This is a genomic window from Curtobacterium sp. 260 (assembly GCF_030803485.1).
GTDB lineage: Bacteria > Actinomycetota > Actinomycetes > Actinomycetales > Microbacteriaceae > Curtobacterium.
In genome coordinates this window covers 471,517-483,207 of the sequence record NZ_JAURUY010000001.1, presented here as the reverse complement: position 1 = coordinate 483,207, position 11,691 = coordinate 471,517, and the positions used below count along the sequence as shown (strand labels likewise).

At 74.0% G+C, this 11,691-nt stretch carries 9 protein-coding genes; 3 read left to right on the top strand and 6 right to left on the bottom strand.

Translation table 11 applies throughout. From position 1 onward, the window contains the following. Positions 1-95 precede the first annotated feature (95 nt). Positions 96-320, bottom strand: a complete 225-nt coding sequence (locus J2X59_RS02250) for a DUF3499 family protein (protein ID WP_066654995.1) — start codon at positions 318-320, stop codon at positions 96-98. Between the two features lie 92 nt (positions 321-412). Between J2X59_RS02250 and J2X59_RS02245 the strand changes: the two genes are divergently transcribed. Continuing rightward, positions 413-853, top strand: a complete 441-nt coding sequence (locus J2X59_RS02245; RefSeq protein WP_326495544.1) for a hypothetical protein — start codon at positions 413-415, stop codon at positions 851-853. Positions 854-910: 57 nt separating this feature from the next. Here J2X59_RS02245 and J2X59_RS02240 read toward each other — a convergent pair whose 3' ends face one another. From J2X59_RS02240 to manA, 5 genes are all read right to left on the bottom strand, one after another. Beyond that, the gene (locus J2X59_RS02240) at positions 911-2,314 is read right to left on the bottom strand and encodes a DUF5719 family protein (RefSeq protein ID WP_326495543.1); all 1,404 of its coding nucleotides are present in this window, start codon (positions 2,312-2,314) and stop codon (positions 911-913) included. After that, a complete protein-coding gene (locus J2X59_RS02235; RefSeq protein ID WP_326495542.1) occupies positions 2,311-5,190 on the bottom strand; it encodes a glycosyltransferase family 2 protein in 2,880 nt (959 codons plus the stop codon). The genes J2X59_RS02240 and J2X59_RS02235 overlap by 4 nt, the downstream gene beginning before the upstream one ends. 153 nt (positions 5,191-5,343) lie before the next feature. Next, positions 5,344-5,682 (bottom strand): WhiB family transcriptional regulator, encoded by a 339-nt coding sequence (locus J2X59_RS02230; protein WP_081985311.1) that lies wholly within the window; start codon positions 5,680-5,682, stop codon positions 5,344-5,346. Positions 5,683-5,872: 190 nt separating this feature from the next. Continuing rightward, positions 5,873-6,835 carry a UDP-glucose 4-epimerase GalE gene (gene galE / locus J2X59_RS02225; protein ID WP_326495541.1) on the bottom strand — a complete coding sequence of 321 codons (963 nt, stop codon included), beginning with the start codon at positions 6,833-6,835 and terminating at the stop codon, positions 5,873-5,875. A gap of 54 nt (positions 6,836-6,889) precedes the next feature. Next, entirely contained in the window at positions 6,890-8,098 is a 1,209-nt protein-coding gene (gene manA / locus J2X59_RS02220; protein ID WP_326495540.1) for a mannose-6-phosphate isomerase, class I, read from the bottom strand. Between the two features lie 102 nt (positions 8,099-8,200). Here manA and J2X59_RS02215 point away from each other — a divergent pair, with 102 nt between their 5' ends. Then, on the top strand, positions 8,201-10,285 hold the full coding sequence (locus J2X59_RS02215) for an acyltransferase family protein (RefSeq protein ID WP_326495539.1): 2,085 nt from the start codon (positions 8,201-8,203) through the stop codon (positions 10,283-10,285). A gap of 24 nt (positions 10,286-10,309) precedes the next feature. Then, positions 10,310-11,686 carry an O-antigen ligase family protein gene (locus tag J2X59_RS02210; RefSeq protein WP_326495538.1) on the top strand — a complete coding sequence of 459 codons (1,377 nt, stop codon included), beginning with the start codon at positions 10,310-10,312 and terminating at the stop codon, positions 11,684-11,686. Positions 11,687-11,691 lie beyond the last annotated feature (5 nt).

The following is an 11,691-nucleotide window of genomic DNA, read 5'->3' as shown; positions in this document are numbered from 1 at the left end:
CTCCGGCGGGGGGGCCGGGACACGTCCCACCGGAACCGACGCACACGGCGGCCGTCGGTCGGCGGCGCGGGCCACCGGGACCGCCGTGCGCCGCTTCAGTCGGCGGGCGCTGCGTCCCGCCGGATCGGTTCGCGCCGCACGACGTCCCAGCCGCGGGGCACGCGCAGGCGGGCCGCGTGGCGGGCACAGAGGTCGTACCCGTGCGGCTCGACACGGGTGGAGAGGGGCCCGACGACGACCATGGAGTCGCCGTAGTCGTACGTCAGGGTCGCCGAGGCGCTCGCGCCACAGGCGACCTTGCTGCAGATCCGTACGTCCATACCGGCACCGACCCTACCGGGCGGACCACCGCGACGGCCTGCCGAGGGCCGTCGCCGGGGTCGGCCACGCCCTCGCCGCGTACGATGGCGGGATGCGTCGGAAGCACCCCACCGTCACCCCCGTCGACCGCGCCCGTGGTCGGTCACGGCACGGACGCGGTGGCCGGTCGAGTGTCACCGGACCGGAGCTCGCGCCCGTCATCACGCGCGCCGAGACGTTCGACCGCATCGTCGGCGACACCGCCCACTACCTGATGGGGCTCTGGCCGGACGAGCTCGCCGGGGTGGTGTTCCAGGTGGCCGACATGCCGACCGACCAGACGCTGCCGGACCGCCTCCCCCGCTGGCGGGTCGACCGCGACGACCGGCGTGTGACGCTGTTCCGGATCCCCGTCGAGCGGGTCACCCGGAGTCCGGAGAAGGACGACACGGACCGCCGCGTGATCATCGAGACCGCGGTGTTCCGTGCGGTCGGCGAGCTCATCGACAAGGACCCGTGGGACCTGGCGCCCGACCGGTACCGCCACTGGTGACCGACAGGGACGACGCGCCGGACGGGCACCGCCACCGCTGATCGACGGGCCTCGGCGTCAGGGGTAGACGCGCACCGGGGTCGAGACCTCCGTCGCCGGCCGAACCGGGAAGCCGGCGATGCCGTCGTCCGCGTCGTAGCTGACGCCCGCGACGAGCCCCTCGGCGCCGGTGAGCTCGAGCTGCGTCGACACGGGGACCTGCACGGTGGCCGTGCTGCCCGAGGCGACGTCCACCTCCTGCTCACGGTCCCCCGAGGTGATCGTCACCGTCGCGTCCGACCGCGTCGGGTTGACGAGGGTCATCCGCGACCCGCCGCCGGGCGCGACCGCGGTCACGACACGGTCGCCGAGGGGCTCCGCGGACGCGAACCAGCCGAGGTCGGTCCGACCGTCGTCGGTCGGCTTCGTGGTGCGGGCCCCCGCGACGAGCGGCTCCGTCGACGTCACCGTGAGCGAGTACCGCCCGTCCGGGAAGTCGTCGAGGGCGACGTCGGTGACGACCCCGGGCTCAGCGGTCGCGTTCACCGTCGACCCGCCGCCGTCCGCCGTCGTGATGCCGACGGTGACGCGTGCAGCGCGGTCGCCGGGGACGAACAGGCGGAGCACCGGGGTGGCGTCCTCGGTGTCGTCGCCGCGCTGCGCCTCCTCGGCGCCGCTCAGCACGACCGCGGGGATCACCTGCGTCCGCGCCGGCGCGGCGCCGCCGGAGACGACGTCGTAGCCGCCCGGGGTCAGCGTCCGCACGATGCTCTCCTGCATGTGCGCGACGATCTGCCCGCCGGACGAGGTCACGTGCACGACCGTCGACCCTTGGTCGGCGACGAAACCGGACAGCGGCACGACCTTCTGCGTGTTCGGTGCGACCACGATGCCGGTGGTCCCGGGCGCCTGCACGGTACCGGAGGCGTCGAACACGTCGAGGTCCACGGTGGCGTTGACGTCCGTCGGGTTCGACAGCGTGATGAGGCTGGTCCGGCCGGTCTCGGTGGAGCCGCCGACCAGCCAGGTCGACTGGCCGGGGTCGTCGCAGGACGCCGCGCCGAAGCCGACGAGGTCCCCCGACGACACGCTCTGCGAGGTGCTGCCGGCGACTCGCGGCGTGCTGTCACCGGCGGGCGCGGTGAGGAGCTGGGGGTTGCTGCCGCCGGTGGTCGACGAGCCGAGGGTCGACCGATCGACGGTGCTGCCGGTGGTGCCGGTCGCGACCTCCGACGACCCGACGGTGCTGGCCGTCGTCGCGTCGTTCCCGGACTCGTCCGAGAGCCGCAGCGCGCTGCCGGCGCACACGCGCTCGGCGTCGGCGGGCACCGGCGTGACGAGTCGACCCGCCGGGCGGAGCGCGGTGCTCTCGGTGCCGATCGCGTGCGCGGCCGTCACGGCGCCGGCGGCGACGACCACGGCGACCGCGGTCGCGGTCCCGCGGACGACCCACCGTCGGACGGACCGGTGCTCGGTGTTCATTCGTCGCGCTCCTCGTCGAAGGTGGTGGCGGGTTCCTCGGCCTCGATGACGTTCGAGGTGGCACGGCGGCGACGCGGTGCGGTCGGGACGGCGAGCAGGGCCGCTGCGCCGAAGACCACGCCGAGCACGATCAGGTACAGCACGTGCGTCGCCTGGGTCGCGGCCGAACCGGTGGACACCCGGTCGACGTCGCCCTCGTAGTGGAAGAGCCGGCCGGAGGTGGTCTCGCCGATGCTCGTGAACCGGGCGTCCTGGCCGATCGCTCCGGCCGCACGGTCGTGCACCTGCTGTGCCGCGTCGGCGTCCGGTGCGTCGTCGAGCAGCACGAACGAGATGCCGAGCTCGCGGAGCGCGGGTTCGGGGTCGTACCCGCTGCGGCTGGCGAGGTTCCCGGCGAGCGTGGCCAGCTGCGCGCCCGACCTGCTGAGGCGGAGCGCGGTGGAGTCGAGCGTCGTCTGGTCGTCGAGCGTCGAGCCCTGGCCGCGTTCGAGCGACACCGCGAGGGAGCCGTCGGTCTGCGGGTCGACCACGAGCGTGCCGACGTCCGGGTTGGCCTGGGCCTCGGCGTTCACGTACGCGCTCAGGACCCGTCCGGTGGTCGGCTGCAGGAGCGTGTCACCGAGGGTGGACGCGGCGAAGGCGGGGGTGACCGCGACCCCGGCGAACACCGCCGCGACGAGTGCGGTGACCGGAGCGGTCCGCGGCAGCACGTCGATGCCGATCGACGCCGCGAGCACGATGCCGAGCGCCGTCACGGACAGGGCGCTGCCGGGCCACACGATCGTCGTGGTCGAACCGACCCCGGTGACGGTGAGGTGGGTCGCACCGAAGGCCGTCGCGTAGCCGAGGAGCGCCAGGACGAGCGCTGCACCGGCGACGGCCCAGCGGTGTCCGAGGAGCGCCCCGACCGCGAGCACGATGACCGGCAGCGCGAGCACGGCCATCGCGACGGGCAGGACCGACGCCGCGAGCCCGAGGGGCGTCGTCGCCGGGAGCCACCCGCTCCAGTCCGGCAGCGGCTGCCCGACCGCGAGCTGGAGCGCCGAGGGGGCGCGCGTGGCGGAGGGGACGCCCGGGTCCGCGAACACGGCGAGCGGGTTGCCGCGGGCGACCTGCGCCAGGACGAGCGGCAGGAAGAGCACGGCGGCGGGGACCGGGATGAAGACCCGACGGTGCGCACGCCGCCAGCCGACGACGAGGGACACGACCCACCCGACCAGCAGGACCGGCAGCAGCGACGGCGCCGAGGCCGCGACGACCGCGAAGAGCAGCGACGCGCCGGACGCCCACGCCCACGAGCGGTGCGCCTCGAGCACCGCCAGCAGCAGCCACGGGAGCAGCACGTGCGCGATGACGGCCCCGAGGTGTCCGGTCGTGACGGCGCCGACGAGCGTCGGGGTGATCGTGTAGAGCGCGGCACCGACGACGGGCACCCAGGTGCGGGTGGTGACCTTGCGGACCACGAACCAGGCGCCGAGCGCGGCGAGCGGGAACGAGAGCAGGAGCACGACCACGACCGAGGTCGACGGCGACCAGGCGGTGATCGAGCCGAGCACGGCGAGCACGGCGGCGAACGGGTCGCTCGGGCCGGTGGAGCCGGTCCCGACCGAGTGCCAGCCGTAGCCGACGTTCTGCCACAGCCGCCCGACCGAGGTGCTGAGCGGCAGGAGTCCACCGCCCGTGACCGCGGGGGTGCCGAGCAGCGGGTAGAGCGTCACCACGCTGAGCGCGGCCGCCGCGAGCACGACCCACACGCCGCCGTCGCCGAGGAACGACGCCCGCGCGATCGGGGCGTCCTCGACCCGGGCGAGTTCGACGTCGCGCGAGGTGGTCCGTCGCTCGTGCACCCGGCGCCAGCTGACACGGAGGGGCTCGATGGCAGCCCACCCGACCCGACGGGTCCGCGCGGCGTTCGCCCGCGCCCGTCGGACGCCGCCACCGAAGGCCACGGCGAGGGCGGCGGCGAGTTCAGCGGAGACCGCGGCGGGGTGCTTCGCGACGAGGTGGCCGACGGCCCGGACGAGCGCGGTCGGCACGAGCAGCAGCCAGTGCAACCAGAGCAGCCCGGCGGGGGCGTACGTCAGTCGGCGGTGCAGTTGCGCCTGGCGGTGCAGGCGCACGCGCCGCCCCTCGGAGACGCGCTTGCGGCCGAACTCCTCGATCGGTCCGGCACTCGTCACGCGGGCCTCGGGCACCACGGCGACACGGTGTCCGGCGAGGCGCGCACGGATGCAGAGGTCGAGTGCGGCGTCGACGTCCGGCAGCGCCGGGTCGAAGCCGCGCAGTTCGCGCCAGACCGAGCGGCGCACGAGCATGCCGGCGGCGGACACACCCATCACGTCGGTGTGCCGGTCGTGCTGGCCCTGGTCGAGCTCGTCCTGCACGAGGGCCAGCGATCGACCGGCGCGCGTCGTGCTCTCCCCGAACGCACGGATCCGTGCCGGGTCGTCCGTGTCGACGAGCTTCGGCCCGGCGACCACGACGGACGGCGCGATCTCGACCGCGGAGAGCATCTCGGCGAGTGCGGTCGGTGCCGGCGCGTTGTCGTGTCCGAGCAGCCACAGCCACTCGTCGGGCGCTGCGTCGGTCCCGTCGTCGCCGTCCGGGGTCGGCGCTTCGCGCTCCCCCGCCGCGACGGCCTCGCCGAAGGGGCGACCGGCGGGCAGGCGCACGAGCCCGGCGGATCCGCCCAGCGCGAGCTCGGTCGTCGACCCGTCGGTGGAACCGACGTCGACGACGACCAGGTTGTCGGGGTGCCGGGTCTGGGCGACGAGGGCGTCCAGGGTCCGGTCGAGGTGCTCGCCGCCGTTCGCGGTCACGAGGACCGCGGTGACGCGGGGCTGGGCGGACCGGGGCTGCGCGGGACTGGGCTGCATGACGCGCGTCACTCTACGGTCTGGAGGCGCGGGACCGGTCTGCGGGAACGGCGCGCCGTCAACCTGTGCGCACCATCAACGGACGGTGGGTGGCGGAGGCGGGAAACGCCTCCTGGCCGGCCGGCGCCCGTCGCGCTGCGCGCGGTGGGTGCCTCAGGCGCGGCGGCGGAGCTTCCGGCGCTCGCGCTCGGAGAGGCCGCCCCAGATGCCGAAGCGCTCGTCGTTCTCGAGCGCGTACTCGAGGCACTGCGATCGGACCTCGCACGACCCGCAGATCTTCTTCGCCTCGCGGGTGGAGCCGCCCTTCTCGGGGAAGAACGCCTCGGGGTCGGTCTGGGCGCAGAGCGAGTCGACCTGCCACGACAGCGGGTTCTCCTCGTCGCCCTCGGCACGACGGACACCGGGGACACCGAGCGACACCGGGTCGACGTGCCAGTCCTCCGGCACGCCGGCGTGGAAGTCGGAACCGTTCACCCTGATCACCCCTGACATGTCGACGACGGCCTGCAACGACCGAAGCCGCTGCCTGTAATTACAGCGGTGTGATTCCGTTCCGTCAAGTCGCGGATCATAGAAGGTGCTGACCGCGGCGGCGTGTCACGTCCCCCGTACTGGCGTGTCGCGGGCCGTCTGTCCGGCGATCGGGGGACACACTGCGCGCTCCGACCGCCGTGCCCGGGCCTCAGCCGACGCGGCGACGGGCGTCCCAGGCGCTGGACACCATCTCGTCGAGCGAGTGCCGCATCGCCCAGTCGAGGTCGCGCGCGGCGGCCTCGCCGGTCGCGACGATCCGGGCGGGGTCGCCCGGGCGCCGGGGCGCGACCTCGGGCTCGAACGCGATCCCGGTGCCCGACGCCATGGCGTCCATGATCTGCCGGACGCTCACCCCGTCCCCGCTGCCGAGGTTGTAGGCGCGCTCGAGCTGCTCGCCCGCCTCGAGCTTCTGCGCCGCGACGGCGTGCGAGTGCGCGAGGTCGGCGACGTGGATGTAGTCGCGGACGCAGGTGCCGTCCGGGGTGTCGTAGTCGTCGCCGTTGATGCGCGGCACCCGGCCGGCGAGCAGCGCCTCGAACACGAGCGGGAACAGGTTGTGGGGGCTGGCGTCGTACAGGTCCGGCTCCCCCGACCCGACGACGTTGAAGTAGCGGAGCGAGGTGGTGGCGAACCCGGCCGCGACCTCCATGTCCCGGAGCAGCCACTCGCCGATGAGCTTGGACTCGCCGTACGGCGACTCGGGTGCCTTCGGGGTGTCCTCGACGACGACGTCGACGTCGGGTGTGCCGTAGACCGCGGCGCTCGACGAGAACACGGCCTTGGTGACGCCGTTCTCCGCCATCGCCCGGAGCAGGGTCGCGGTACCGGTGACGTTCTGCTCGTAGGTGTGCAGCGGCCGCTCGACCGAGACGCCGGCGTACTTGAAGCCGGCCACGTGCACGACGCCGGTCACCGCGTGCGCACGGAGGGTGCTGGCCAGCAGGTCGCCGTCCAGGATCGTCCCCTCGACGAACGGCACGTCCTCCGGCACGAAGGCACGGAACCCGCTCGACAGGTCGTCGAACGCGACGGTGTCGATCCCTGCGGCGCGCAGGGCGCGGACGACGTGGGACCCGATGTACCCGGCACCGCCGGTGACCAGCCAACTCATGCTCGTCACGCTAGCGGACGGCACCGTCCCCCCGGGCCGCAGGCCGCTGCGTGTTCACGCACCGGTCGCGATGAAGACCGTCGACGTCAGACCGGTCGCGGCGTCCGCCTCGACCGTCACGTCGCCCTCGTCCGGGGTGACGTAGCAGGACTCCCCCTGGCGGAGCAGGGTCGCGGACCGCGCGCCGACGAGGGTCACGGCGCCCGTGGTGCAGACCGCGATGCTCGGACCGGAGAGCGGTGCCACACCGCCGGTGCCGAGGCCGACCGGACGACCGTCGCCGGTGACGCGGACCAGCGCGAACCCGACCCCGTCCGGAGCGAACCGGTCGACGCCCTGGTCGAGGCGTTCCGGGGTCAGCACCGGTGCCGGGTACGCGGTGAAGTCGAGCACCCGCAGGAGTTCCGGGACGTCGACGTGCTTCGCCGTCAGGCCCCCACGGAGCACGTTGTCCGAGGGTGCCATGAGCTCGATGCCGAGTCCGTCGAGGTAGGCGTGCACGTTGCCCGCGGGCAGGTACATCGCCTCGCCGGTCCGGAGCGTGACGCGGTGCATGAGCATCGACACGACCACGCCGGGATCGCCCGGGTACGCGGCGGCCAGGTCGACCGCCGTCTGCACGTTCGGGGTGCGGTCGTCCTCCGGCAGGGCGGTCGCGAGGTCGGACGCCGCCTGCACCACGGCGAGCGCCGACGCATCGGCGGTCTCGAGCCAGCGCACGGTGTCCTCGAGCCCCTGCGCGAGGTGCGCGAGCAGCGGGCCGAGCCGTCCGCTCCCACCGTCGAGCGACTCCACCTCGGCCACGGTGTCGCCGACCGGGCGGAATCCGCTGAGCGCCTCGAACCGGTCGCTGAGGGCGACGACGAGCTCGGGCTTGGGGAAGGGGTCCTTGTAGTTGCGCGCCGGGTCGTCCAGCGGGATCCCCGCGGCCTCCTCACGCGCGAAGCCCTCGCGGGCCTGCTCGGGCGTGGGGTGTGCCTGGAGCGACAGGGGTGCCGCGGCCGCGAGGAGCTTCAGCAGGAACGGCAGGCCGCTGCGGTCCGGGCCGAGCGCGGCCTCGGGCTCGGCGTCGATCCAGTCGCGCAGGGTGTCGGCACCGCCCACCATCGCCGGGTTCACGACGACGCTGGGGCTCCCCGCGTGCGCGCCGAGCCAGAGCTCCGCCTGCGGTGCACCGGTGACGGTGCGGCCGAGGAGTTCGGGGATCGCGCTGGTCGAACCCCAGGCGTAGTCGCGTGGCGTGTTGGTGATGCCGAGGAACATGCCGCGAGCGTACCGGGCGGGGACCGGCGTCCGCTCGGCGCCGCACGTGGTGCCGGAGCCGGCCGGAGCATCGACGATCCGCTCCCTCATAGACTCCCCGCGATGTCCGAGCCGCGCCGCCCCGAGTCGACCCGATGGGACGTGCAGGCCCTGCGCGCCTTCGCCGTGCTGGCCGTCGTGCTGTACCACCTGTGGCCGAACCGGCTGCCCGGCGGCTTCGTCGGGGTCGACGTCTTCTTCGTCGTCTCCGGCTTCCTCATCACCGGCCACCTCGTGCGCGAACAGGCCGCGACGGGGCGCATCCGCCTCGGCGCCTTCTGGGCACGACGTGCCGGGCGGTTGCTGCCCGGCGCGTTCCTGACGCTCCTGGCCACGGGCGCCGCGGTGCTGCTGCTCGTCCCGAGCTCGCTGTGGGGGCAGTACGGGCGCGAGCTGATCGCGTCGACGGTGTACCTGCAGAACTGGCAGCTCGCGTCCGACGCCGTCGACTACCTGGCGAGCGACAACCGGCCGTCGCCGTTCCAGCACTTCTGGTCGCTCTCGGTCGAGGAGCAGTTCTACATCGCACTCCCGGTGCTCCTCGTGCTGCTCGGCGCCGTGCTCGCCCGCGCCCGGCGTCGGGACCCCGTCCTCACGGCACGCCTCCTGCTCGGCACGGTCGCGGTCCTCTCCCTCGCGTGGTCGATCGTGCAGACGCAGACCGCGCCCGGCATCGCCTACTTCTCGACCACCACGCGCGCGTGGGAGTTCGCGCTCGGCGGGTTGGTCGCGACGGTCCCGCTCGCCGTCGCCCGTTCGCGTCGGTCGCGTGCGGTCCGGACGGGAGGCACGTGGCTGGGCGTCGCGGGCCTGGTCGCGTCGGTCCTCGTGATCACGCCGACGACCCCCTACCCCGGCACCGCGGCGCTCCTGCCCGTCGTGTCGGCCGCGCTCGTGGTCGCCCTCGGTGCCCGCAGCGGCCTCGACGTCGTCGGCCGGACCCCGCCGGTCGCGTTCGTCGGCCGGACGTCGTACGCGGTCTACCTGTGGCACTGGCCCGCCGTCGTCCTGGTGCCGATCGTGCTCGGCCACCCGCTCGGCACCACGAGCAAGGTGGCGGTCCTGGTCGGGGCACTCGTCCTCGCCGCGGCGTCCACGCTGCTGGTCGAGGAGCCGCTGCGCGCCCGGGTCCGTTCCGCACGTGTCCGTCCGCGACGCGTCGCCGTGCTCGGCGTGGTGGCGTCGGTGGCCGTCGTCGCGCTCGGCGCCGGCACGCTGGCCGCGGTGCAGGTCCAGCAGGTGCAGGCGGCCGCGTTCGCCGAGCGCCTGACGCGCGGGGACGTCGACTGCTTCGGCGCGGCCGCGCGCATCGGCTCGGACGACCCGTGCGTCAACCCGCGCCTCGCCGACGTCCGGGTGCCCGCCCCGGCCGCCGCCCAGCACGACGACGCGAACTCGGGCGACTGCTGGTCGAACACGACGGCCGACTTCAACGTCTGCGCGCTGGGACCGAGGACCGGGTACCGGAAGCACCTGCTCGCCGTCGGTGACTCGCACAACAACGCCCTGATGACGGCCTACCGCGGGGTCGCCGAGCGGGAGCACTGGCGCATCGACGTCGCCGGGCACATCGGCTGCTACTTCACGACGGCCGTGCAGCAGGCCCCCACGCAGGGCTACACCGACAGCTGCCAGGGCTGGAAGCAGAACGCCGTGGACTGGGTCCGGCAGCACGACGACGAGCTCGACGCCGTCGTGGTGACGCACGCGGCGACCAAGAGCCCGGTCATCGTCCCCGACGGCAGCAGCAACGACGCGACCGTGGTCGACGGTCTCGTCGGCGCGTGGCGGGCGGCGACGGACGCGGGCGTCCCGGTGATCGCGATCCGCGACAACCCGACCGCGCGCGACGACGTCATCGCGTGCCTCGCGCAGATGCAGGGCCCGACCACCGGGGCCTGCGACCTCCCGCGCGACCAGGCGATGGCGGCCTTCGACGGCAGCGAGCAGGCCGTCGCGGCGATCGGGGACCGTGCCCGGTACGTCGACATGACGGACTGGTACTGCGACCGGACCACGTGCCCCGCGGTGATCGGCGGGGTCGTGACGCACCGCGACCCGACGCACCTGACGGCGACGTTCGCGACGACGCTCGCCCCGGCACTCGGCGACCGGCTCAGCTCGGCGCTCGCGTCGCTCGAGCGCTGAACCGGGGGCGCTAGCCTGTCTCCCGTGACGAACACCTGGCCGATCGCCCGCGGGACCGTGTCCGAGCGTGAAGCGTTCGCCCTCGCCGTCACCGTCCTGCTGACGATGTTCGCCGGGGACGCGGTCCCGAACACGACGACGTGGTACGGCGCCGCGACGATCTGGGCGATCGAGGCCGCCTGGGGCATCAGCGTCGTGGTGCGTGCGCGACCGCCGCTGACCCGGACGCCCCGCGCGCTCTGGTTCTTCCTCGCCTGGTGCCTGGTGTCGGTCGCGTGGTCGCACTGGCGACCGGCGACGCTCGCGAGCATCGTGGCGCAGGTGGTCTGCGCGCTGGTCGCCTTCGCGATCGCGTCGACGCTCTCCTGGCGTCGGATCCTCGACGCCGCGAGCACCGCGTTCCGCTGGGTCGTCGGCCTCTCCCTGGTCTTCGAGGCCGTGGTGGCCGTCGTCGTGCGGCACCCCATCGCGCCGATCTGGACCGACTACGGCGACCGGGACATCCCGGACGCCTTCTACTTCTCGCGCGCCGAGCTGTTCACCGGCGGACGCATCCAGGGTCTGCCGGGCAACGCCAACCTGCTGGCGATGGTCGCCCTGCTCGCGGCGATCGCCGTCGCGGTGCAGCTCGTCGACGGCCGGATGCGCCGGGGCCGGGCGGTCGCGTGGCTGGTCGTGGCGGCCGCCACCCTGCTGCTCACCCGGTCCTCGACGGTGTTCCTGGCCGTGGTCGCGGTGGTCGTGGCCCTCCTGGTGACCCTGTGGATCCGACGCGTCCCGAGCGGGCGCCGCGGACCGCGTGTGCTGGCGGTGGTCGCCGGCCTGGTCGTCCTGGTCGTCGCCGCCGTCGCCGCGCGCGGTCCGCTGCTGGCGCTGCTCGGCCGTTCGTCCGACCTGACGGGCCGGGGCACGATCTGGACCGCGGTCGTGGGTCTGGCAGAGCAGCGCCCGGTGCTCGGCTGGGGGTGGATCGGCTACTGGTGGCCGAACATCCCGATGCTCGCCGAACTCGCGCCGCGGAACGGCGTCCAGTACCTCCAGGCGCACGATGCGGCGCTCGACGTGTGGATGCAGACCGGCCTGGTCGGTCTGGCGCTCTTCCTCGTGTACGTCCTGACCACCTTCGGCAGGTCGTGGTCGGGGGCCGTGCGGGAGTCCTACGGTCCCGGGCTCGTGCCGCGGCCGTTCGATCCGGTCGCGCTCTTCCCGCTGCTCGTCGTGGTCGCGCTGCTCGTGCAGGCGCTCGCGGAGTCGCGCCTGCTCTACCAGGGGAACTGGGTGCTGTTCGCCCTCGTGGCGATCAAGACGCGGATCGTGCTCGTGAACGAGGAACCGCCGTCGACCGGGGACGGGCCGCGCACCCCCCTCGCCCAGCGCGCCTTCCGCGCCACGTCGGCCTGAGGGGC